General features: G+C 58.1%; 24 protein-coding genes. 11 read left to right on the top strand and 13 right to left on the bottom strand.

The features are described 5' to 3' along the window. The first annotated feature begins 186 nt into the window (after positions 1-186). From ASE98_RS27310 to ASE98_RS18520, 3 genes are all read left to right on the top strand, one after another. The gene (locus tag ASE98_RS27310) at positions 187-615 is read left to right on the top strand and encodes a hypothetical protein (RefSeq protein ID WP_236707809.1); all 429 of its coding nucleotides are present in this window, start codon (positions 187-189) and stop codon (positions 613-615) included. A 72-nt stretch (positions 616-687) separates the two neighbouring features. Next, on the top strand, positions 688-1,449 hold the full coding sequence (locus ASE98_RS18515) for an SDR family oxidoreductase (RefSeq protein WP_060542768.1): 762 nt from the start codon (positions 688-690) through the stop codon (positions 1,447-1,449). A 128-nt stretch (positions 1,450-1,577) separates the two neighbouring features. After that, positions 1,578-2,483 (top strand): cation diffusion facilitator family transporter, encoded by a 906-nt coding sequence (locus ASE98_RS18520; RefSeq protein WP_060542769.1) that lies wholly within the window; start codon positions 1,578-1,580, stop codon positions 2,481-2,483. 59 nt (positions 2,484-2,542) lie between these two features. On the opposite strand, the gene ASE98_RS18525 is transcribed toward ASE98_RS18520, so the two are convergent. The 7 genes from ASE98_RS18525 to ASE98_RS18555 form a co-directional block, all read right to left on the bottom strand. Next, a complete protein-coding gene (locus ASE98_RS18525; RefSeq protein WP_060542770.1) occupies positions 2,543-3,676 on the bottom strand; it encodes an AGE family epimerase/isomerase in 1,134 nt (377 codons plus the stop codon). Positions 3,677-3,874: 198 nt separating this feature from the next. Continuing rightward, positions 3,875-4,447, bottom strand: a complete 573-nt coding sequence (locus tag ASE98_RS18530) for a HupE/UreJ family protein (protein WP_060542771.1) — start codon at positions 4,445-4,447, stop codon at positions 3,875-3,877. 29 nt (positions 4,448-4,476) lie between these two features. Further along, positions 4,477-5,091, bottom strand: a complete 615-nt coding sequence (gene ureG, locus ASE98_RS18535; protein ID WP_060542772.1) for an urease accessory protein UreG — start codon at positions 5,089-5,091, stop codon at positions 4,477-4,479. A 22-nt stretch (positions 5,092-5,113) separates the two neighbouring features. After that, the gene (locus tag ASE98_RS18540; protein WP_060542773.1) at positions 5,114-5,788 is read right to left on the bottom strand and encodes an urease accessory protein UreF; all 675 of its coding nucleotides are present in this window, start codon (positions 5,786-5,788) and stop codon (positions 5,114-5,116) included. After that, complete coding sequence (gene ureE / locus ASE98_RS18545; protein WP_060542774.1) at positions 5,785-6,285, bottom strand: urease accessory protein UreE; 501 nt, start codon at positions 6,283-6,285, stop codon at positions 5,785-5,787. The genes ASE98_RS18540 and ureE overlap by 4 nt, the downstream gene beginning before the upstream one ends. Before the next feature lie 225 nt (positions 6,286-6,510). After that, positions 6,511-7,143, bottom strand: coding sequence for a TetR family transcriptional regulator (locus ASE98_RS18550; RefSeq protein WP_060542775.1), 633 nt, complete (start codon positions 7,141-7,143; stop codon positions 6,511-6,513). Between the two features lie 152 nt (positions 7,144-7,295). Then, positions 7,296-7,682 carry a hypothetical protein gene (locus tag ASE98_RS18555; RefSeq protein WP_060542776.1) on the bottom strand — a complete coding sequence of 129 codons (387 nt, stop codon included), beginning with the start codon at positions 7,680-7,682 and terminating at the stop codon, positions 7,296-7,298. 378 nt (positions 7,683-8,060) lie between these two features. Here ASE98_RS18555 and ASE98_RS18560 point away from each other — a divergent pair, with 378 nt between their 5' ends. Then, complete coding sequence (locus ASE98_RS18560) at positions 8,061-10,130, top strand: AsmA family protein (protein WP_060542777.1); 2,070 nt, start codon at positions 8,061-8,063, stop codon at positions 10,128-10,130. A gap of 79 nt (positions 10,131-10,209) precedes the next feature. Here the strand turns inward: ASE98_RS18560 and ASE98_RS18565 are convergent, their stop codons facing one another. From ASE98_RS18565 to ASE98_RS18575, 3 genes are all read right to left on the bottom strand, one after another. Beyond that, the gene (locus ASE98_RS18565) at positions 10,210-10,911 is read right to left on the bottom strand and encodes a hypothetical protein (protein WP_060542778.1); all 702 of its coding nucleotides are present in this window, start codon (positions 10,909-10,911) and stop codon (positions 10,210-10,212) included. A gap of 80 nt (positions 10,912-10,991) precedes the next feature. Beyond that, positions 10,992-11,756 (bottom strand): hypothetical protein, encoded by a 765-nt coding sequence (locus tag ASE98_RS18570; RefSeq protein WP_060542779.1) that lies wholly within the window; start codon positions 11,754-11,756, stop codon positions 10,992-10,994. A 182-nt stretch (positions 11,757-11,938) separates the two neighbouring features. Next, a complete protein-coding gene (locus ASE98_RS18575) occupies positions 11,939-12,469 on the bottom strand; it encodes a ferritin-like domain-containing protein (RefSeq protein WP_060542780.1) in 531 nt (176 codons plus the stop codon). A 72-nt stretch (positions 12,470-12,541) separates the two neighbouring features. On the opposite strand from ASE98_RS18575, the gene ASE98_RS26680 reads away from it, so the two are divergent. Both ASE98_RS26680 and ASE98_RS18580 read left to right on the top strand, forming a co-directional pair. After that, positions 12,542-12,685 carry a hypothetical protein gene (locus ASE98_RS26680; RefSeq protein WP_156465524.1) on the top strand — a complete coding sequence of 48 codons (144 nt, stop codon included), beginning with the start codon at positions 12,542-12,544 and terminating at the stop codon, positions 12,683-12,685. 87 nt (positions 12,686-12,772) lie between these two features. Further along, positions 12,773-13,663 carry an esterase/lipase family protein gene (locus tag ASE98_RS18580; RefSeq protein WP_060542781.1) on the top strand — a complete coding sequence of 297 codons (891 nt, stop codon included), beginning with the start codon at positions 12,773-12,775 and terminating at the stop codon, positions 13,661-13,663. Positions 13,664-13,681: 18 nt separating this feature from the next. On the opposite strand, the gene ASE98_RS18585 is transcribed toward ASE98_RS18580, so the two are convergent. Then, entirely contained in the window at positions 13,682-14,575 is an 894-nt protein-coding gene (locus ASE98_RS18585; RefSeq protein ID WP_060542782.1) for a DMT family transporter, read from the bottom strand. A gap of 96 nt (positions 14,576-14,671) precedes the next feature. Between ASE98_RS18585 and ASE98_RS18590 the strand changes: the two genes are divergently transcribed. From ASE98_RS18590 to ASE98_RS18600, 3 genes are all read left to right on the top strand, one after another. After that, positions 14,672-15,466: an AraC family transcriptional regulator gene (locus ASE98_RS18590; RefSeq protein WP_060542783.1), complete on the top strand. Its 795-nt coding sequence runs from the start codon at positions 14,672-14,674 to the stop codon at positions 15,464-15,466. Positions 15,467-15,529: 63 nt separating this feature from the next. Continuing rightward, positions 15,530-15,835 carry a PsiF family protein gene (locus ASE98_RS18595; protein WP_060542784.1) on the top strand — a complete coding sequence of 102 codons (306 nt, stop codon included), beginning with the start codon at positions 15,530-15,532 and terminating at the stop codon, positions 15,833-15,835. A 146-nt stretch (positions 15,836-15,981) separates the two neighbouring features. Further along, on the top strand, positions 15,982-16,995 hold the full coding sequence (locus ASE98_RS18600; RefSeq protein WP_060542785.1) for an AI-2E family transporter: 1,014 nt from the start codon (positions 15,982-15,984) through the stop codon (positions 16,993-16,995). A gap of 158 nt (positions 16,996-17,153) precedes the next feature. On the opposite strand, the gene ASE98_RS18605 is transcribed toward ASE98_RS18600, so the two are convergent. Beyond that, the gene (locus tag ASE98_RS18605; RefSeq protein WP_060542786.1) at positions 17,154-18,428 is read right to left on the bottom strand and encodes an Hsp70 family protein; all 1,275 of its coding nucleotides are present in this window, start codon (positions 18,426-18,428) and stop codon (positions 17,154-17,156) included. Between the two features lie 296 nt (positions 18,429-18,724). On the opposite strand from ASE98_RS18605, the gene ASE98_RS18610 reads away from it, so the two are divergent. Next, positions 18,725-19,672, top strand: coding sequence for a DnaJ C-terminal domain-containing protein (locus ASE98_RS18610; RefSeq protein ID WP_060542787.1), 948 nt, complete (start codon positions 18,725-18,727; stop codon positions 19,670-19,672). 26 nt (positions 19,673-19,698) lie between these two features. Then, a complete protein-coding gene (locus ASE98_RS18615) occupies positions 19,699-20,004 on the top strand; it encodes a chaperone modulator CbpM (protein WP_060542788.1) in 306 nt (101 codons plus the stop codon). Positions 20,005-20,203: 199 nt separating this feature from the next. Here the strand turns inward: ASE98_RS18615 and ASE98_RS26110 are convergent, their stop codons facing one another. Continuing rightward, a complete protein-coding gene (locus ASE98_RS26110; RefSeq protein ID WP_082457580.1) occupies positions 20,204-21,253 on the bottom strand; it encodes an RHS repeat-associated core domain-containing protein in 1,050 nt (349 codons plus the stop codon). Positions 21,254-21,309 lie beyond the last annotated feature (56 nt).

Raw genomic sequence — 21,309 nt, forward strand, 5'->3', positions numbered from 1 at the left:
ACAGGTTTTTTGCAGGCATTCAGGAAATTGTGGAAAACAAATTTTCCAAGCTCCGAAAGCGCGACATAAAGCCGCTGTAAATAGTTGTTTTGACACGGTTTGGACTTGTCCCCGTTTGCTGTGGAACTGGCTGTGAATAACGTGGGAGTAGCTGGCTGAAGGCCTCTGAATCCGTGGCTTGCGTGGGTGTGGTTGTTTTTTGATCAGGCGTTTTTACGTAGCCTAAAGCCTGCTTTGTCAACCTTTTTGTTGATGATGAAACCGCGTCAAAATGGCGTGGATAAGCCTGTGGATAAGTCTGTGATTAAACTCTGGAAAGACTTCGCTGAAGGCCGTGGTTACTGGCTTGGCGCCATCGCCCGTTTGCCCGGTCGATCGTGCAAAATGCCATGGACTACACCGCAGACTATCGAGGGTCAAGCAAAAAAGTTTCAAATCACCGCGCAAAGCCTTGTGGATAGCGGCTTGCAGCTTTTCCACTTGCCCCCAAAGACTGTGGACCGGCCTGTGGATAACGTGCGTGCACATGGCGCAAAGCCCCGTACCGTATGGCGCGCAATGGATTGGCTGTTTTTTGTACAGTGTCGGCCCGCCGGGAACGTGTTGCCGGTATGAGCGCGGCGCGGCATGCTGCCTGCTGATTTTCTATTCCAATGGCTGGCGATCAGCCGACGCAAGGAGAACACGATGTCCAACACCCTGTTTATTACCGGCGCGACTTCCGGTTTTGGTGAAGCCTGTGCCCGTCGTTTTGCCGAGGCCGGCTGGAAGCTGGTGCTGACAGGTCGTCGTGAGGAGCGCCTGAATGCGCTGTGCGCCGAGTTGTCGAAGCAGACCGAGGTCCATGGCCTGGTGCTCGATGTGCGCGACCGCAAGGCCATGGAAGAGGCGATCGCCAACCTGCCGCCGTCCTTCGCCAAATTGCGTGGGCTGATCAACAACGCAGGGTTGGCCTTGGGTGTTGATCCAGCGCCCAAGTGCGACCTGGACGATTGGGACACCATGGTCGATACCAACGTCAAAGGCCTGATGTACAGCACCCGTTTGCTGCTGCCTCGCCTGATCGCCCACGGTCGCGGTGCCGGCATCATCAACCTTGGCTCCATCGCCGGTAACTATCCGTACCCGGGCAGCCACGTCTACGGTGCGACCAAGGCATTCGTCAAACAGTTCTCCCTGAATCTGCGTTGCGACCTGCAAGGCACCGGTGTGCGCGTCAGCAACATCGAACCGGGCCTGTGCGAGAGCGAGTTCTCGCTGGTGCGGTTTGCCGGCGACCAGGAACGCTACAACGCGACCTATGCCGGAGCCGAACCCATCCAGCCGCAAGACATTGCCGAGACCGTCTTCTGGGTCCTCAATGCTCCGGCACACATCAACATCAACAGCCTGGAGCTGATGCCGGTCAGCCAGACCTGGGCTGGCTTCGCGATTGAGCGCAAGGCTTAAGACCGAGTAACGGCCATTCGCGGGCTTGCCCGCGAAGGGGCCGGAACAGGCAGTACAAGACATCAGCTAGACTCCTCCCTCAAGTAACCCGCCGTACACGGCGGTCTAGAGGTATTAGAGGAGCTCAAGTGAGTAATCGAGGCGAGCAGTCGCTGCTCAAACAATCAACCTTTCTGATGCTCGCCGTGACAGTCGCCGGGATCATCACCGGTTTTGTTTCGGGCGCTCAATCCATCCTGTTCGATGGCTTCTTTTCGTTAATCGCAGCCTTCATCAAGGTGCTGATGCTGATCACCGCGCGGCTGATCGCCAAGGAAAGCAATCAGCGCTTCCAGTTCGGCTCCTGGCACCTGGAGCCCATGGTGCTGGTGATCGAAGGCAGTTTCATATTCCTGGTGGCCGTTTACGCCTTTCTCAACGGTGTGTTCGGCATCATCAGCGGCGGCCGGGAGGTCGAGCTCGGGCTGGTGATCTTTTATGCGGCGGTGTTTACGGTCGTTGAACTCATTTATTTCTTCTACGTCCGCCATCGCAATCGCACACTCAAATCATCACTGATCCAGTTCGACAACATCAGTTGGCTTGTGGACGCAATGCTGTCGGCGGGCCTGCTGGTGAGTTTCCTCATCGCGTTGCTGCTCAAAGTTCAGGGGTACGACGAATGGGCGGTGTATGTCGACCCGCTGATTCTGATTCTGCTGGCCTTGGGCATGCTTCCCCCGGCTTTCAAAATCCTTGGTCCGGCTTTGCGCGAAGTGCTGGGTATCGTCCCGGATCAACTGGACGACAAGGTGCGTCAGGTGATGGAAGCGGCCAAGCTCGAGCACGGGTTCGATGATTACATTTCCTACGTGCAGAAACACGGACGGGCGTGTTTTATCGAGATTCACGTGGTGCTGCCGGGGGATTACCCGATCGATGGCGTTGGGGACCTGGACCGGTTACGGGAGGACATTTCCGCGAAACTCGGCAAGGCGGATGCGGCGAGATGGTTGACCATCAGCTTCACTGGCGACCGCAAGTGGATTGAGTAGCACGTATAGCCAGATCGCAGCCTGCGCCAGCTCTGCCGGAGGCTGCGATCTTTCGCAGGTCAGGCAAGGTAATCGGCCAACCCGCGGTAACAAGTCGCCAGGTGATAAGGCGTGGTCGATGGCATGTCGCGACGGCTCACTTCACCATGTTCATCCCGGCATTCATACCAACCGTGCGCGTGCAGCGAGTGCTGCTTTAATGCCTGCAATTGACGCAGCACCACGGCTTCGCTGTGCGGGCGTAGCGTCAAGGCGCGCAGGTACTCGGCCTGTGCCCAGATGCGTTGCGTAGCGTCCCGGGAGCCGCCATCCGGCCCGAGGTCCAGCATGGCCCGCACGGCTCCGGTCTGTTGCTCGACGCCCAGTTGCTCGGTAAAGGTGAACGCGCGTTCCAGCGAGTCATGCAACTTCGAGCCACGCAGCAGCTCGCTGGACTCCAACAGGAAATACCACTCGAACTGGTGGCCCGGCTCGAACCAGTTATCCACAGCATCGAGCGGCTTTTCCATCAGCACACCGTGTTGTGGATCAATAAAGCGCTTTTGCATGGCTGTGCATAACTCGACAAGCGCCTGTTGTACGGCGAGGTCTTCGCGAACCGATAGCGTGGCGAGGAAGGCTTCCGCCAGGTGCATCAGCGGGTTTTGCAGGGGGCCGCTATCAAGGCAAGACCAATCGCGCTCGAGCGTGGCTTCGTACAGGCCGTCGCCCGTGGCGAAACGTTGCGACACCACTTCCAGGGCGGCGTTGAGCACCGACTCCACTAACGGCTCGCGGACCTTGTCCCAGTAATGGGCGCAGGCGAACAGGATGAAGGCGTGGGTGTACAGGTCTTTGCGCTGGTCCAGCGGCGCGCCCTGTGCGTCGACGCTGTAGAACCAGCCGCCGTGCTCGGCATCGTGGAAATGCCGCTGCAGGGAACGGAACAGCGCCGCTGCGCGCTCTTCGGCGGCCGGCACCTGGCCGATCAGGCTGGCAAACACAAACAGCTGCCGCGCACAGGCCATGGCCCGGTAACGCTGTGGGGGCAGCGCATGCTGCTCGGCGTCCAGTGCCTCGTAAGGCAGCGCCATGTCGGCGTTCCAGCCCGGGCCTTGCCAGAGCGGCACAATGACGTCCAGGAAATGCTGTTGCACTGAAGCGAACAGGGCGGTCAGTTCAGGCTGGGAGGCGGAGCGGGAAACATGCGGCATTGGCTGGCGTCGTCACGGCAGGGTTAATTGCGCGACATGGTAGCAGAGAGGCTGACCGCAGAGATGCGGTGTCTGTCAGGCCGTCATCGCGGGCAAGCCCGCTCCCACAGGATTTGCGCCGAATCTTAATAGTGTGGACACCCTGTAAATTGTGGGAGCGGCCTTGCCCGCGAAGAGGCCGGTTCAGGCAACAGGGACTCAGCCTGCCAGCAGCCATGCCCCGGTCGCGGCCGAAGCAGCACCGGCCAGTCTCACCAGTGGTGCGGCGGCCTGCGGCAGTACCCGCACCAGCGCATATCCGCCGGCGTGCAACACCGCCGTCGCGGCTACAAATCCTGCGGCATAGGTCCAGGGACTGGTCATTTCCGGCAACTCCAGACCGTGCGCCACGCCATGGAACAGCGCAAACAACGCTGTCGCGCCAACCGCCATGGCCAATGGCGGACGCACCGCCAATGCCACTGCCAGGCCCAGGGCCAGCACTGAAGCGGCAATCCCGTTTTCCAGCGCCGGCAGGTTGATCCCGGCAAAGCCCAGCAGCCCGCCGATCAACAGGGTGCCAACAAAGGTACACGGCAGGGCCCAACGCGCGATGCCTTGCTGCTGCGCCGCCCACAGGCCGACCGCCAGCATTGCCAACAAGTGGTCGAGGCCGCCGATCGGGTGGCTGATGCCGGCGATCAAGCCGTTGTCGCCGTGCCCCGGGTGGGCGAAGGCGAGGGCCGGGGTCAACAGCAGGGCCGTCGCGGCGAGGATGCGTTTGAGTGTCATGGATAAGCTTCCTTGTTGAAAAGTCGTTATCAGGCAGCCGTCAGCAGGCCCTGGCGTTCGATGAAGGCGATGATCTCTTCCAGGCCCTGGCCGGTTTTCTGGTTGCTGAACACGAAGGGCTTGCCGTTGCGCATGCGTGTTGTGTCGCTGTCCATCAACGACAGCGAAGCACCCACCAGCGGCGCGAGGTCGATCTTGTTGATCACCAGCAGATCGGATTTACAGATTCCCGGCCCGCCCTTGCGTGGCAGTTTGTCGCCGGCGGACACGTCGATAACGTAGATGGTCAGGTCGGACAGTTCCGGGCTGAATGTGGCGGAGAGGTTGTCGCCACCGGACTCCACCAGAATCAGGTCCAGCCCCGGAAAACGCCGGTTCAGTTGATCCACCGCTTCGAGATTGATCGAGGCGTCTTCTCGGATCGCCGTGTGCGGGCAGCCACCGGTTTCGACACCGATGATGCGTTCCGGCGCCAGGGCCTCGTTGCGCACCAGGAAATCGGCGTCTTCGCGGGTGTAGATGTCGTTGGTGACGACGGCCAGGTTGTAGCGCTCGCGCAGGGCCAGGCACAGGGCCAGGGTCAACGCGGTTTTACCGGAGCCGACCGGACCGCCGATACCGACGCGCAGGGGTTGTGCGTTCATGTGATTCTCCAAAGTAAGGGCCCTAGGAACGGAATAGACGGCTGTATTGGCGCTCATGGGCCATACACGCCAGGGACAGGCCGAAAGGGGCGCTGCCGTAATGCTCGGGATCGATTTGAGTGGCGTGGTGTTGAGCTTGTTGAAGGAGCGGCACCAGTTCGCTGGTCAGGCGCTGTGCGGCTTGCTGGCCCAGGGGCAAGGTTTTCATCAGTACCGCCAGTTGGTTTTCCAGCCAGCTCCACAGCCACGCGGCCAGCGCATCCTGCGGGCTGATCTGCCAGGCGCGAGCGGCCAGGGCCCAACCAAGCGCCAGATGTGGCTCGGGACGCTGCTGGAGAAACCTGCGGGCCGCCTCATCGAGTTCCGGCAGGCCATTGAGCAGTTGCTGAAGGGAATAGCCCATCTGCCGGCTTTCCTGATGCAGCTCACGGGTTTCCCGGCTGGCGCGATGCTCTTCGCAGCGGTGCAGCAACTCGCCCCAGTTCTCCTCCACGGCGGCCACGCAATGGGCGAGCAGCAATGGCGCTTCAAAGCGTGCCAGATTCAACAGCAACTGATCGCTGATCCAGCGTCGGGCACTGTCGGGATCGTTGACGCGGCCGTTATCCACCGCCATTTCCAAGCCTTGAGAATAGCTGTAGCCGCCAATCGGCAGTTGCGGGCTGGCCAGGCGCAAGAGCGCCCAGGCCGGGTTCACAGGCGCACACCGAACTGGTGCAGTTTCGGCGCGTAGTTGAAGTCTTCGTCGCCGTGGCGCGAATGGTGGTGGCCGCCGCCGTATGCGCCGTGTTCAGGCTGGAACGGTGCTTCGATCGGTTCGACCTGTGCGCCCAGCTGTTCGAGCATGGCCTTGAGGACGTAATCGTCGAGGAGGCGCAACCAGCCGTCGCCGACTTGCAGGGCCACGTGACGGTTACCCAGATGATAGGCGGCGCGAGTCAGTTCAAAGGCGTTGGCGCAGGTGACGTGCAGCAGCTGCTCGGGACGTGCGCAGACGCGGACAATGCGACCGTCTTCGGCGTGCAGGTATTCGCCGTCATACAGGGGAGGCTGGCCGCGCTCCAGAAACAACCCGACGTCCTCGCCCTCGGCACTGAAACAGCGCAAACGGCTTTTGCTTCGGGCCTCGAACGTCAAGTGAAGCTCGGCGGCCCACTCAGGTTGAGGGTCGATTCTGCGATGAATCACCAGCATGGGATGACTTCCAGCAATGGACAATGCTCAGGCTAGAGCAAGGGGCTTGCCAATAGCGGGAAGTGTAGGAAAAGGCTGTGGGAAATGTAGGACGTGTGCGGTTGGGATATTTTTTTTGATTGAAGTTGGTGCGTTGATTTTTCTGATGCCCTTCTTTGGGGCGTCATTAAGAGAGCGCAGCGTACGGTAGCTCTTGCAGGGGGCGTGCTGCGATCTTCCTATGGATTACTCGGTGCTTCCGAGTCCCTGCCAGTGCTTGAGCCCAATAAAAATAAAGCGCAACTGCTGGGTGATCTTCGCTTGCGGCGTCAGATGTTCGGGCAACGCTTCGGCAGGCGGGTCGATGATGTCCGGCAGGGTGGCGAATACGCTTTTTACGATCAGATCGGCCATGACGCTCAGGTCAGCGATGCCCAGATGTTGCAGTTTCGGCATCAACGACAGATCAGCCGCCAGGTCCGAACTGATGTCTTCGCGCAGTCGGCCGATCGCCAGACGCACCGGCACCGAGCCGCCGTATTGCTCGCGAGCGAGAAACAGGAACTGTGAACGGTTGGCGCTGACCACGTCGAGGAAGATCCGCACGGAAGCATCGATGATGCCGCCCATGACGAACTCATTGTGCCGCACCAGGCGGATGGTTTCGCGAAAGGTCTGGCCGACTTCGCTTACCAGCACCAGGCCCAGCTCATCCATATCGGCGAAATGACGATAGAAACCGGTGGGCACTATGCCGGCGGTTTTCGCCACTTCGCGCAAGCTCAGGCTGCCGAATCCTCGGCCGCCGTCCATCAAGCGCCGGGCGGCGTCCATCAGGGCGTTACGGGTCTGTTGTTTCTGTTCGGCGCGGGGCAGCATCGCAAGGTTTTTCTGCAAAGGGAGAGCGGCGCACTCTAGCAAATCGGCTTTGCCGGCGTCGAACGACTATGGGGGATCACGCGGGGAAGGGCGGTGTTGAAAAATCAAAGCCCAATCCGGTGATTGGGCTTTTTTTCTGAGCGACCATGGGCTTAGCTCAGAGTGCTGTTGCGTTCGATTACGCGATCACCACCACCTTCAGCAAGGGTCTGGCCTTGTGGAGTGCGGTCCGAGCCATCGGAGGCGAGGGTCTGGCCTTGTGGAGTGCGGTCCGAACCATCGGCGGCGAGGGTCTGGCCTTGCGGGGTACGGTCGGAACCGTCCTGAGTGATCAGGCCTTTTTCTTTCAGGCGATCATTACCGCCTTCGGCAAGGGTCTGGCCCTGTGGGGTGCGATCGGAACCATCAGCGGCGACCGTTTGGCTGAAAACCGAGTGGCTGTCTTTGACCTGGGGAGTGGCCTGGTCGGCGGCGGGCAGGGCAAAAGCGCTGCTGGCCAGCATCGAGAGGGTAAGGCTAAGTAGTAGTTGGCGTTTCATGATCGGGTGCTCCTCGTAAGGGCTTGAAAGTGGCTACGAGGGCAATGCTACTCTCGATAACTCGATATAAAAGTTCATAAACGCAATGGTAATAATCAACGGAATTGATTGTTTGCCCGCGGGCCTCTAGGTCAGGCGTTCCGGTCGCGGGCTTTGCCATGAAATGGCTGTTTTCGACCTGGCTGTGTCTCACAAAAATAAGGGCTCGGTGACGCTGCAAGAACTCATTGGTCAGCATTTGACTCGCAGATTTACGCGATATCGGTTAAACCTGCGGAGCTTTTACCAGTCGTAGATTGCATGGCGGGCCGTTTCTGGCTCACCGTTTCATAGGTGCGCCGCGGTCATGGCGCCCAGTCGTATCAGGAGTCCTGTGCAATGACGCGCACCCGTAAAGTACTTTCCTGGACCTTCGCCAGCCTTTTTGCACTGCTGGCAATTCTGGTACTGGTCATCGTGTTCTTCGATTGGAACCGGATCAAACCGAATATCAATGCCAAAGTCTCCGAGGAGCTGCACCGTGCGTTTGCCATCAACGGCAACCTCGCGGTGGTCTGGCAGCGCGAACCTGATGAAGGAGGCTGGCGCGCCTGGGTGCCTTGGCCGCATGTGGTAGCGCAGGATTTGAGCCTGGGTACCCCGGACTGGTCGAAGGCGCCGCAGATGGTCACCCTCAAGCGCGTCGAACTGCGCATCTCGCCCTTGGCGTTGCTCGCGCAACGCGTGGTCATTCCGCGTATCGACCTCACCGAACCCAATGCCGAGCTGCAGCGCCTGGCCGACGGGCGTGCCAACTGGACGTTCAAATTCGATCCCAAGGACCCGAATGCCGAACCGTCGAACTGGGTAGTCGATATAGGTGCAATCGGCTTCGACAAAGGCCATGTCACCCTTGATGACCGGCATCTGAAAAGCCAACTCGATGTGCTCATCGATCCTTTGGGCAAGCCGATCCCGTTCAGCGATATCGTTGGCGACAAAACGGCAAAAAAGGTCCTGGAGAAGGGGGCAGCGCCGCAGGATTATGCGTTCGCCCTCAAGGTCAACGGCCAGTATCACGGCCAGAAGCTGACGGGCCAGGGCAAGATCGGCGGTTTGTTGGCCTTGCAAGACTCGAACAGACCGTTTCCGCTGCAGGCGCAGGTGAAGATCGCCGATACCAGCGTCGAGCTGGTCGGTACCCTGACGGACCCGCTGAATCTCGGCGCCCTGGACCTGCGCCTGAAACTGGCGGGCACCAGCCTGGGCAATCTTTACCCGCTGACCGGCGTGATCCTGCCGGATACGTCCCCCTACACCACCGACGGTCACCTGATCGCCAGGTTGCATGAGGCCGGTGGCGCGGTATTTCGCTATGAGGAGTTCAACGGCAAAATCGGCGGGAGTGACATCCACGGCAGCCTGAAATACGTCGCCAGTCAGCCACGGCCGAAACTCAGCGGCTCGCTACTGTCCAATCAATTGTTGTTTGCCGATCTGGCGCCGCTGATCGGAGCCGATTCCAATGCCAAGCAACAAGCCCGTGGCGGTGATAGCAAGCAACCGGCGGACAAGGTGCTGCCAGTCGAAGAGTTCAAGACCGAGCGCTGGCGTGATATGGACGCGGATGTCGAATTCACCGGCAAGCGTATCGTCCACAGTGAAAAGCTGCCGTTCAATGACCTCTACACCCACCTGGTGCTCACCGATGGTGTGCTCAGCCTGGAGCCGCTGCGCTTCGGTGTGGCCGGCGGCAAGCTGGATGCGCAGATTCGTCTCAACGGCCATACCGATCCGCTGGAAGGCCAGGCAAAACTCACTGCCAGGGGGTTCAAGCTCAAGCAGTTGTTCCCGACCTTCGAGCCGATGAAAACCAGTTTCGGCGAGCTCAATGGCGATGCCGATATCAGCGGGCGCGGCAACTCGGTGGCGAAATTGCTGGGCAGCGCCAACGGCAAGCTGAAAATGCTGATCAACGACGGCGCTATCAGTCGAGAGCTGATGGAGTTGGCGGGGCTGAATGTTGGCAATTACGTGGTTGGCAAGATCTTTGGCGACAAGGAAGTGAAGATCAACTGTGCGGCTGCCGATTTCGACATCAAGAGCGGTCTGGCGACCACGCAGCTGTTTGTCTTCGATACCGAGAACGCAATCATCTATATCGATGGCACGGCGAATATGGCGACCGAGCAGTTGGACTTGACCATCACTCCGGAATCCAAGGGTTGGCGTTTGATTTCGTTGCGTTCACCGCTGTACGTGCGGGGCAAGTTCATCAAGCCCGATGCTGGGGTCAAAGCAGTGCCGTTGATTTTGCGTGGTGCGGGAATGGTTGCGCTGGGTGTGATTGCCGCACCGGCGGCGGGCTTGCTGGCGTTGGTGGCGCCGAGCGGCGGAGAGCAGAATCAGTGTGCGCCGTTGCTGGAGCAGATGAAGGAAGGAAAGGCACCGAAAACAGTGAAGGGTTGAAGGCCTGCGGCTGTCCGCACAAGGAATGTTTAAGGGGCGCCTATGCGCAGTAATGGGCCGCAGGTTCTTCAATGCAGAGTCAATCGCTGGAGTCAGTTTCAGTTTCAGTTTCAGTTTCAGGAGTAATGGCGTGGAACAAATGGGTCCGCGCCTTGCTACCGAGTTTAGCGAACACCTGGTTTCTAATTGAGGCGTACTTGTCCTCCATCAAACGAGTGCTCCACAAGGACGTTTCGATATCTCCGAGGATGAGCGTTTCACGGATCGGTTGCTCAAGGAAGGTTATGTCTACCTTTTTAGAGGTTTCGAGTGATAATTGAAGCGAAACGATTTTTTTGTTTTCGCAGACAACCGTCAATAGAGTACTCACGTTGAACGAAGGGAACTCTTCGAGCGCAGGTGGTTTTTCTGTTTGAATCCTGCTCAGGAACGCATTGCTGGCGGGCGACTCGCTGGGGAGTTGCGTGACGATCGATAATGCAGTTTTAAGTTGTTGTAGCTGTTTTTCGCTTAGTTCTTCGGATAGAGCGTTGGTCGCAATTTTTAGCACGCTGGATGGCGATTTTGGACGGCGGCTATTTTTGAATTTCCCAGATTCCCAGAACAGCCTTCCTAACGAGGTCGTATAAGAAGAGAGCCAGCGCTCGGCGGTCCCGTTAGCTATTAAACTTGCCAGTAAGGATGCGTGCAGAATATTTTCTTTGAAGTGCTCTGGGTGTAGACCGAGGAATAGGGTTATGTGCCCGTCGACTATATAGATGTCGGGTGATAATGGTTTCATGTGATTCTGCGCTAATGAAGTTGGATTTGGTTGGCGCTGAGGTCGTAATAAAAAACCTCGGCGCCATTTTTAACTGGGCTTTATTGGAAGCCTGGGATGCCGTCAAGGAATTCGTCAGCGGCGTTCCCCAACTTTTCAAGAACCTTGTTTCGGACCCTGCCGTACAGTTGAGTGTTGAGATAAACGGGGGTGGCCATTGATTTCACGGCGGTGGATTTAGTGGTCGATTTCCACCAGAGAATACCCCGGGAGCTTTCCTTTACATCTACACTTATGTAGCTGAGAATCATCATGGGAGAGCCTTCCCGGGTTTGCCAGACCGGAGAAATGTCAAAGTTGGCGTCATAGCCTGTTTGCGCATTTCGCTCATAGATTTTGATCAGCCCGTCGTCCCCTTTAACGCCTTCCACGGCTTTGCCGGCCAGTTGCGCCAAGCGTGGTGCATTTGCGCCAACCAGGTTTTGAAGGATGTCAAAGGCTACACCGTCCATTGTCAGGCCTGTTCTTTGTATTACCTTGTTCTGATTGTTGATTTTGCTGTATGTCCAGCCGAGGGTACGCAGGCCCTGTACATAATAGTCGTACCACTGCTCCAGTTCTTTTTTGATGTCATACTTCTGTGAGGCGGCGTTTTGCATCAGCAGTTTACAGTTATCGACGTCATCGCGGTTTTGAGCAGATACTCCTGCCACGTAAATATTCATCATGTCCGGGCCGACAGTGCCGCTTTCCTTGGATGGATCAATCGGCAGACTGTCAGGTGCTGAGGAAAATGCTCGAGGTTTTACTGTTTTTGGTAGTGCTGGTAACGAATCGATGAATTCAAGCTGGTCTTCAAAATACATGGGTATAGTCCTTTATGGAATTATGCAGACGTCTTGTCTGTGTTTTAAATATAAGGATTTTGTATTTTAAATCTACTGTGCGATTGTAACTTGATGCTCGTGTGTGTGGGGGGTGCAAGATGATCTGCTGGTCAATAAAAAAGGCCTGATAGCAAATTAATTGCGATAAGGCCTGGTTGCTATCAGAGATCTTTGAGTATGTCCGCCATGTCATCCGCATGCTCTTCTTCCTGAGCCAGAATATCCTCAAAGATGCGTCTGGTAGTCGGGTCTTTTTCGCCAATGTACTGAATAATCTCGCGATAACTGTCGATGGCAATTCGCTCGGCCACCAGATCCTCGTAGACCATTTCCTTGAGCGAGTTACCCGCCACGTACTGAGCATGGGAGTTTTTCGTTAGTGTGTCAGGGTTGAACTCCGGTTCACCTCCCAGTTGCACGATTCGCTCGGCAAGTCGGTCGGCGTGTTCACCTTCCTGTTTGGCATGTTCGAGGAATTCTTCTGCAGCGACGTGAGCTTTTAGGCCACTGGCCATGAAGTAGTGGCGTTTGTAACGCAGCACGCAGACCAGTTCGGTGGCCAGCGACTCATTGAGCAGGCGTAGTACTTCCTCAAGGTTGGCACTGTAGTCCTCGGTCACGGCGCCGTTTTCGACGTTCTTGCGCGCACGTTCGCGAAGGGTGGTTACGTCAGACAAATGCATGTCACTCATCTCGTTCTCCTGGAGGCTAACCCGGTTTGCGTCACGCCTCTGAGGACGTGATCGCTACTTAAGGTGTGAGTGATGACTCCGGCGAAAAGTTTTATGAGATTTTTGGCAACAGATCGAACCCCCCGGGTTCAGCCTGCAGCCTTGCAAAACGGCCCGAAATTCATCGACATTGCGGATGTCGTGGAGGGCGTCGTGCAGTTGCAGCAAGGCATTTGACATAGACTTGTCATCTTCGCTGGCGATGCTTGGCTGATGTCTTGCATCGCGCCTTGCGTCACCCACCGATCACAAGGATGTTCGCCCATGTCGCAAGGTTCTGCTGCGCGCTATCCGCTGGTGCTGGTCCCGGGAATGCTCGGGTTTGTCCGTCTGCTGCTCTATCCGTACTGGTACGGGATCGTCGAGGCGCTGCGCCGTAATGGTGCGGTGGTGTTTGCGGTGCAGGTCTCACCGCTCAATTCCACCGAGGTGCGTGGCGAGCAGTTGCTAACTCACATCGACGAAATCCTCCGGGAAACCGGAGCCGCCAGGGTCAATCTGATCGGCCACAGCCAAGGCTCACTGACTGCCCGCTATGCCGCGGCCAAGCGCCCGGACCTGGTCGCATCGGTCACTTCGGTGGCGGGGCCGAATCATGGCTCGGAGCTGGCGGACTATCTGCACAAACACTACCCCCATGACAGCGTCAAAGGCCGGCTGATGAGTTTCCTGCTACGGCTGATCGCCTCGTTGATGGGCCTGCTGGAAACCGGCTATCGCGGGCCGAAGCTGCCGGTGGACATACATGCCTCCCATCACTCCCTCACCACCGAAGGCGTGGCGCTGTTCAACCAGCGTTATCCACAGGGATTGCCTGATACCTGGGGCGGGCAAGGGCCGGAGGAGGTCAATGGCGTACGCTATTACTCATGGTCCGGCACCTTGCAGCCGGGCAAGACCGACAAGGGGCGCAACCTGTTTGACGGTACCAACCGCAGTTGCCGGTTGTTCGCCAAAACCTTCGTCCGTGAAGCCGGGCATTGTGATGGTATGGTCGGGCGCTACAGCTCGCACCTTGGGACGGTGATTGGTGACGAGTATCCGCTGGATCACTTCGATATCGTCAATCAATCGTTGGGACTGGTGGGCAAGGGGGCGGACCCGATCAGGTTGTTTGTCGAGCATGCGGCACGATTGCAGGCAGCCGGTGTTTAACAGGAAGACGGCGATGCGTCAGGTCAGGCTAACGCTGACCTTGCGGCCTAATACAGTGGTCCAGCGCTCAGAAAGAATCACCCCGCCCAGGGTCAACATCCCCCCCACCAAGTGATACATCGCCAGCTGCTCATGCAGCACCACCGCCGCAATCAGCGCGGTAATCAACGGCAGCAAATTGAAAAACAAGGTGGTCCGGCTCGGCCCCAGGCGTATCACGGCCTGCATCCAGGCCAGCGGGGCAACCATCGAAGCCAGCAGGCAGGCGTACAGCACCAGCGGAGTGTTCTGCAGGGTCAAGCCGGCCTTCTCTGAGAAAAGGAACAGCGGAAACAACACCACCACCGCTACCAGCACCTGCAAATACAGGAGTACCAGCGGCGGCAGTTTCAGCTGCCACTTCTTCAGCAACGTGCTGTAGACCGCATAGGCCAGGGTGGCGATCAGCATCATTGCGTCGCCGAGGTTTACCCCGTGCTCCAGTAGCGTGTCGAGGCTGCCCGAGGACACCACCACCAGCACACCGGCGAACGACAACACGGCACCCGCCAGCGCGCCGATGGTCAGGCGCTGACCGAGGCTGATGATTGCCATGGCCAATGACATAAGTGGCATCAGCGACAGGATAATGCCCATGTTCGTGGCCGAAGTGAGGCTTGCGGCGAAGTAGGCCAGGCTCTGGTAGACGGCCATGCCGAGAACGCCGAGGACAAAGACCTTGCCCAGGTTCGGGCGGATCGCCGGCCAATGGTTCAGCACTGGCTTGAGCATGAAGGGGGTGAACAGCAGGCCGGCGAGCAGCCAGCGGTAGAAGCCGATCTCGGCGGGGAAGATCGCCCCGGCTGACATCTTGGTGATCACGGTGTTGCCGGCCCAAATGAAAATGGCCAGCAGGGGATAAGCGTATTGCATGGGAAAAACCAGAACGTTAATGAGGGGCAATTATCCGCTTGTCTGGATACAAGCCTATACTTCTATCCAGACAACCCGCCCCTGATTTCGGACAGCATGAACAGTAAGCACATCGACCTGCTGGATTTCAGCGAATTGCCGACCCCGGTATATTTCCGCTATGCCGATTTCGAAACCCACGAATACGCCTCGGCACACCGCCACCCCTGGGGGACCCTGGAGTATTCGGCCAACGGCGTGTTGCACATGGAAATCGGCAGCAGCCGGTTCATGTCGCCACCGCAATATGCAGTGTGGGTACCACCCGAGACCGAGCACAGTTTCTACAGTAACCAGCCAATCAACTATCGCGCCGTGTGTCTGGCGCCGACCCTTTGCCGCGATCTGCCAAAACAGGCCTGCACCCTGGCCATCAGTGACATCCTCAAGGCAATCCTCAAGGACTTCGCGGCCCGCGACGTGAAAATCCCCGACTGCGATGCGGACCAGCGCCTGGCTCAGGTACTGGTGGATCAACTGCAACAAGCGCCGGTGCACGAGTGTTATTTACCTTACGCCAGCAGCTCCGGATTGCTCGGGGTTCTGCAAGCCTTGCAGGCCGAACCGGGCGATAACCGCCCCCTGGCGGAGTGGGCCGCAAGCATTCATGTCAGCGAACGTACGTTGGCGCGCCAGTTTGTCCGTGAGTTGGGCATGAGTTTTGGTGAGTGGCGCCAGCGCTTGCGCTTTCTGGCGGCCATCGAAGCTCTCGATAGTCATCGCAGCATTCAGGAAGTGGCTTTCGACATGGGCTACAGCAGTGGCTCGGCGTTTATTGCGATGTTTCAGCGCCAGGCCGGCTGCACGCCGGAGCAATATCGGCGCAGCCAGCTGGAGAACAGGAAGGCGTAACGGGGGTTGTCTACACTCCTAACCATGCTGCCCCCCTTGCTGCTACGACCAGGAGAAAACTCCATGAAGATCTTGCGTGTCCCGTTGTTGATGATTGGTTTGCTACTGTGCTCCCAGGTTTTCGCCACCACGCCCCAGCAGGAGAAAATGACCACCTGCAACGCCGAAGCTTCTGCAAAAAGCCTTAAAGGCGATGAACGCAAAGCCTTCATGAGCACTTGCCTGAAGGTGGCACCAGCGGTTGAGGAAGCCGGTACTGCCCTGACCCCTCAGCAAGAGAAGATGAAGTCCTGCAATGCCGACGCCACCAGAAAAGTCCTCAAGGGCGATGAGCGCAAGGCGTTCATGAGTAGTTGCCTCAAGAAATAAAGCCAGGCGCGAAGATGCGGGGGACGGTCAGGGGGCGAGTGCATTTACTTGAACCCCGACAAAGGTCGACCCACACAATCCCTAGTGCTCACAAGGGATCGCTGGCAGACTGCCAATCCTTTTTACGCCGTTTGTTTTGAGGCTGTATGCCAACGTTTTCTCAGCGACAAATCTTGCTGGTCATCAGCTGGGTCATCATTTTTGGCGGGCTTCTACTGGTCCTGCCCCTGCGGTTGCTGCCCAGCTTGCTGGCCGGGTTGCTGGTTTTCGAACTGGTCAACATGCTCACCCCGCAATTGCAGCGGCTGATCGAGGGCCGGCGTGCGCGCTGGCTCGCGGTGGCGTTACTGGGAACCTTGATTGTCAGCGTGCTGACGCTGATCTTTGCCGGCGCCTTCAGCTTTCTGCTGCACGAGGCGGAAAACCCGGGTGCTTCGCTCGACAAGTTCATGGGGGTGGTTGATCGCGCGCGCGGACAGTTACCGCCGTTCATCGACGCTTATCTGCCGGCCAGCGCCGCCGAATTCCGCGTGGCGATTGGCGAGTGGGTGAGCAAGCACCTCAGCGATCTGCAATTGGTCGGCAAGGATGCAGCGCACATGTTCGTGACGTTGCTGATCGGCATGGTGCTGGGTGCGATCATTGCCTTGCAGCGAGTGCCTGATCTGACCAAACGCAAGCCGTTGGCCGCTGCACTGTTCGATCGGCTGCACCTGCTGGTTCAGGCGTTTCGCAACATCGTGTTTGCCCAGATCAAGATCTCCCTGCTCAACACCTTCTTCACCGGTATCTTCCTGGCGGTCGTGCTGCCGATGTTCGGCATCAAGCTGCCGTTGACCAAGACCCTGATCGTGCTGACCTTCCTGCTCGGCCTGTTGCCGGTGATTGGTAACCTGATGTCGAACACCCTGATCACTATCGTCGGGATGTCCCTGTCGATCTGGGTCGCCATGGCCGCGCTGGGTTACCTGATTTTTATCCACAAGCTTGAATACTTCCTCAATGCACGCATTGTCGGCGGGCAGATCAGTGCCAAGTCGTGGGAGTTGCTGTTGGCAATGCTGGTGTTCGAGGCCGCGTTCGGCCTGCCGGGGGTGGTGGCGGGGCCGATTTACTACGCTTATCTGAAGAGTGAGTTGAAGCAGGTGGGAATGGTTTGATCTGCTGTTGATCTGATTGTGGCGAGGGGGCTTGCCCCCGTTCGGTTGCGCAGCAACCGCAGTCAGTTGAATCAACACATCTGACGGTATGCGGTGTCTGGTTTCGGGGCTGCTGCGCAGCCCGACGGGGGCAAGCCCCCTCGCCACAGGGTTGCAGATCAGTCCATGGAGCCGTAGCGTTTTGCAGCCTCGATCGCCAGACCACTGCCGATACTGCCAAAGATGTTCCCTTCCACATGCCGCGCATTCGGCAGCATCGCCGAGACACTGTTGCGCAAGGCCGGAATCCCGCTCGAACCACCGGTGAAGAACACCGTGTCCACTTGATCGACCCGCACGTTGGCGTCATTGAGCAATTGCGTCACGCTGTTGCGCACCCGCTCCAGCAGGTTGTCGATGGCTGATTCGAACAGGGCGCGGCTCAGCTCCACGCTCAGGCCCTCCTCGATGCGATCCAGCGGCACATGGCGGTGCTCAGCGTGGGTCAGCTGGATCTTGGTTTCTTCCACTTCCATCGCCAGCCAGTGCCCGGCGCGCTGCTCGATCAGCTTGAACAGGCGATCGATGCCGCCGGTGTCTTCGATGTCATAGCGCATGCTGCCCAGGGCCAGCTGGGATTTCTGCGAGTACACCGAGTTGATGGTGTGCCAGGTCGCCAGGTTCATGTGGTGGCTGGTCGGCATGTAGGCACCACTTTTCATCCGGCTGCCGTAGCCGAACAGCGGCATCAGGCCGGCCAGCGAGAGCTGTTTGTCGAAGTCGGTTCCGCCGATGTGCACGCCGCCGGTGGCGAGGATGTCCTCGTGGCGGTTATCCACAGCCCGGCGCTCCGGCGACAGGCGTACCAGCGAGAAGTCGGAAGTACCACCGCCGATGTCCACAATCAGGACAAGCTCTTCTTTTTCGATGGTCGACTCGTAGTCGAACGCGGCGGCAATCGGTTCGAACTGGAAAGACACTTCCTTGAAGCCGATCTTGCGGGCCACATCCACCAGGGTGTCTTCGGCTTCCTTGTCGGCCATCGGGTCATCGTCAACGAAAAACACCGGACGGCCCAGTACCACTTCTTCGAATTCCCGACCGGCGGCGGCTTCGGCGCGGTTCTTGAGCTGGCCGATGAACAGGCCGAGCAGGTCCTTGAATGGCATGGCCGTACCCAGGACGCTGGTGTCGTGCTTGATCAGCTTCGAGCCCAGCAGGCTCTTGAGCGAGCGCATCAGGCGGCCTTCGTAGCCCTCCAGGTACTCGTGCAGCGCCAGCCGGCCGTACACCGGGCGGCGTTCCTCAATGTTGAAGAAGACCACCGAAGGCAGGGTGATCTTGTCGTCCTCCAGCGCGATCAGCGTTTCCATGCCGGGGCGCAGCCAGCCGACGGTGGAGTTGGACGTGCCAAAGTCGATACCCACGGCACGGGCTGGAGATGCGTTGTTCATGTCTTTCAGGTTCCGGTTAAAAAACGGCCGCGCAGTGTATGTCAGAGTGCGACAGATTCGAAGGCCGACTATCTGCTAAATCTCGCAGCGCTATGTCTTGAAAGACGCGTCGACACCCCCAAACTACCCTGCATCAACCGGACAGCCGCGCGACTGCTCGCAAGAAGCACCGCCTGCTGCCGATAAACTTCTTCTGCGCCGGCCGGTCACAACATTGAGATCGGGCAGACCAAAGGCTGCAAACAAGCGCATGCTGTGGCCTGTGGCGCGATTTTTAACGGATGGTGATTCCCGCGATGGATTTCAAAGACTATTACAAGATTCTCGGTGTGGAACCGACAGCGGACGACAAGGCGATCAAGGCCGCCTATCGCAAGCTGGCGCGCAAATACCACCCGGATGTCAGCAAGGAAAAGGACGCCGAAGCCAAGTTCAAGGATGCCTCGGAAGCCTATGAAGCACTGAAAAGTGCCGACAAACGCGCCGAATACGATGACTTGCGCCGCTATGGCCAGCACGGTCAGCCGTTCCAGGGGCCACCGGGCTGGCAGAGCCGTGGTGGTTTCGGTGGCGGTGGTCAGGATACGGGCGATTTCTCGGACTTTTTCAGTTCGATCTTCGGCAACCGTGGCCCTGGTTTTGGTGGTGGTGAACAGTCACGTCGCAGCACTGGACGTCGAGGGCAAGACGTGGAAATGGAACTTGGGGTTTTTCTCGAAGAAACACTGTCGACCGAATCGAAGAAAGTCACCTTCCAGGTGCCGCAGTACAACGCGGCCGGCCAGCATGTGAGCAACACCAGCAAAAGCCTGAACGTGAAGATTCCGGCCGGCGTGACCGATGGCGAACGCATCCGCCTCAAAGGGCAGGGCGCCCCGGGTGTCGGTGGCGGCGCCAATGGCGACCTGTACCTGACGATCCGTTTTGCGCCGCATCCGAAATACGATGTCGAAGGCGAAAACCTGATCATCACCCTGCCGCTGGCACCGTGGGAGCTGGCCCTGGGCGCTGAAGTCGCGGTGCCGACCCTGACTGGCAAGATCAACCTCAAGGTCCCGGCCGGCAGCCAGAATGGCCAGCGCATGCGCGCCAAGGGCCATGGCCTGATGAACAAGGCTGGCGAGCGCGGTTATCTGTTTGTGCAGTTGAAGGCGGTTATGCCGAAGAAATCGGACGACGACATCAAGGCCCTGTGGCAGGAACTGGCGAAAAAAGCCGCATTCGATCCAAGAGAGAACTTTTGACCCTATAGAACAAGGAGTCACTGACCATGAGCAGCCCCCTGATCGTTCAACTGGACCTGGCCGAATTCTGCGAGGCGACCGAGCTGTCGGACGTCTACGTGATCGAAATCGTCGAGCACGGCATCCTCGAACCTCAGGGCACCCTGCCCAAGGATTGGCGCTTCACCGACTACGAACTGACCTTGGCCAAACGCGCCGCCAAGCTGCGGCGCGATCTGGAACTGGAATGGGAAGGGGTTGCGCTGGCGCTGGATCTGCTTGAGGAGGTCCAGCAGTTGCGGGCGGAGAACCGGATGTTGAGGCAGCGGTTGGGGCGGTTGGTTGTTGAGTAATCAATCCTCGCACGCCACTCTGACAGGCAAGGCTATGGCCTGAAGCGGTAGGTACCTTACTCATATCACATTTCACGTTAACGGCTTAACAAGGATCGTACTGACGCTTCCTTCGTCTCAAATCATTGACTCTTGCGTATGTCACTCATTTTCACCTTTTCAGTACTACTTTGCGTGAACGTCCCGTCAGGATTTCTATTTACTCTGTATGTACGGATGACCCCACCGGGTAGCTGTCTTGATGATGGAATGGGAGGAAAAATAGAATCAGACGCAGGAGCAGGACGAGGAGGAATAGGGGGAGGCGTGTGTACCCGGCTCGTACTTGAAGTTGCGTTACTGGTTGGGGCTTTGGAGGCGTGACATAGACGTTGGCCCGATTGTTGGGTCGGGGGCTTTCCAGCGTTCTATATCCTTTTTGTTTCGAACTGGAACCACCGCCACCGAAGCCTCTGGTGTTAATTTGCTCGCCGTTCGGTCCATAAGTTGTGTAGGTGGAGCCTCTACGTGGAGAGTGCGGGCTGCCGCCGGATATCGGAGGGGAATAATTTACGCGCGCAGGTCGGGGCGAACCTGCACCGGCAATCGCATGTATAGCCGCAATCGTTGCTGCGGTCGCATTGCCATTGCCGGTCGGGCGTGTTGCGTTGGGGAGAGTGATGTCAGGATCATTGTATTTCATTCCTGACGTTGCTGACGTTGCTGACGGTGCTGATGAGGCAATCGCCGCACCTATTTCTGCGAACGCTTTAAGTGCCCCGATTTTGGTCGGATCCCTTCGACCCGATGTCGCTATAAAATCAGGGCCACCCAAGAAGAAATCCAACCCGCGAAGTATGGTTTTCCAGCCGAAATGCCCCGTCGGATCGGTAAAGTTCACCGGGTCACCCACGCAATACATGTAAGCATTCAACCCTCCGCCCCCAAACGGACTCCAGCTATCCGGGCTATGAAACCGCATCAGTTTCGGGTTGTACGCGCGGTAGCCATTGCCCAGTAAATACCAGCCAATGTTCGTTTCGCGCAGTTCGCCGTTGAAGCCCAGGCGTGTGGCAACCTCCTGTCGTGCGGACTGCTCGCCGTAGACGGAATAGGCAATAGGGTTTGGCCTGCTTCCGGCGATTTCGGCGATCACGGAATTACTGGCGTCGGTGGCAAGCAGGATGGCGCGGGATTGGCGTTGATCATCAGTGATTGTGCGGGGCATGGCGAAGCCTTCTTTAAGAGATCGGCGTTGCAATGCACTCATTCTGACGTTGTCATTGAGCTTGTTGTACTAGCAGAACTGATAGTGCGGCGAATCTC

This window comes from Pseudomonas sp. Leaf48 (assembly GCF_001421885.1).
In the GTDB taxonomy this organism is placed as follows: domain Bacteria; phylum Pseudomonadota; class Gammaproteobacteria; order Pseudomonadales; family Pseudomonadaceae; genus Aquipseudomonas.

Coding starts and splice junctions, on each gene's coding strand:
- ASE98_RS18530 (WP_060542771.1), bottom strand. CDS start 4,447: ATGACACTCAAACGCATCCTCGCCGCGACGGCCCTGCTGTTGACCCCG.
- ASE98_RS18515 (WP_060542768.1), top strand. CDS start 688: ATGTCCAACACCCTGTTTATTACCGGCGCGACTTCCGGTTTTGGTGAA.
- ASE98_RS18570 (WP_060542779.1), bottom strand. CDS start 11,756: ATGTATTTTGAAGACCAGCTTGAATTCATCGATTCGTTACCAGCACTA.
- ASE98_RS18600 (WP_060542785.1), top strand. CDS start 15,982: ATGCCAACGTTTTCTCAGCGACAAATCTTGCTGGTCATCAGCTGGGTC.
- ureG (WP_060542772.1), bottom strand. CDS start 5,091: ATGAACGCACAACCCCTGCGCGTCGGTATCGGCGGTCCGGTCGGCTCC.
- ASE98_RS26680 (WP_156465524.1), top strand. CDS start 12,542: ATGACTCCGGCGAAAAGTTTTATGAGATTTTTGGCAACAGATCGAACC.
- ASE98_RS18585 (WP_060542782.1), bottom strand. CDS start 14,575: ATGCAATACGCTTATCCCCTGCTGGCCATTTTCATTTGGGCCGGCAAC.
- ureE (WP_060542774.1), bottom strand. CDS start 6,285: ATGCTGGTGATTCATCGCAGAATCGACCCTCAACCTGAGTGGGCCGCC.
- ASE98_RS18565 (WP_060542778.1), bottom strand. CDS start 10,911: ATGAAACCATTATCACCCGACATCTATATAGTCGACGGGCACATAACC.
- ASE98_RS18555 (WP_060542776.1), bottom strand. CDS start 7,682: ATGAAACGCCAACTACTACTTAGCCTTACCCTCTCGATGCTGGCCAGC.
- ASE98_RS18550 (WP_060542775.1), bottom strand. CDS start 7,143: ATGCTGCCCCGCGCCGAACAGAAACAACAGACCCGTAACGCCCTGATG.
- ASE98_RS18525 (WP_060542770.1), bottom strand. CDS start 3,676: ATGCCGCATGTTTCCCGCTCCGCCTCCCAGCCTGAACTGACCGCCCTG.
- ASE98_RS18590 (WP_060542783.1), top strand. CDS start 14,672: ATGAACAGTAAGCACATCGACCTGCTGGATTTCAGCGAATTGCCGACC.
- ASE98_RS18595 (WP_060542784.1), top strand. CDS start 15,530: ATGAAGATCTTGCGTGTCCCGTTGTTGATGATTGGTTTGCTACTGTGC.
- ASE98_RS18610 (WP_060542787.1), top strand. CDS start 18,725: ATGGATTTCAAAGACTATTACAAGATTCTCGGTGTGGAACCGACAGCG.
- ASE98_RS18580 (WP_060542781.1), top strand. CDS start 12,773: ATGTCGCAAGGTTCTGCTGCGCGCTATCCGCTGGTGCTGGTCCCGGGA.
- ASE98_RS18605 (WP_060542786.1), bottom strand. CDS start 18,428: ATGAACAACGCATCTCCAGCCCGTGCCGTGGGTATCGACTTTGGCACG.
- ASE98_RS18560 (WP_060542777.1), top strand. CDS start 8,061: ATGACGCGCACCCGTAAAGTACTTTCCTGGACCTTCGCCAGCCTTTTT.
- ASE98_RS18575 (WP_060542780.1), bottom strand. CDS start 12,469: ATGAGTGACATGCATTTGTCTGACGTAACCACCCTTCGCGAACGTGCG.
- ASE98_RS18615 (WP_060542788.1), top strand. CDS start 19,699: ATGAGCAGCCCCCTGATCGTTCAACTGGACCTGGCCGAATTCTGCGAG.
- ASE98_RS26110 (WP_082457580.1), bottom strand. CDS start 21,253: ATGAGTGCATTGCAACGCCGATCTCTTAAAGAAGGCTTCGCCATGCCC.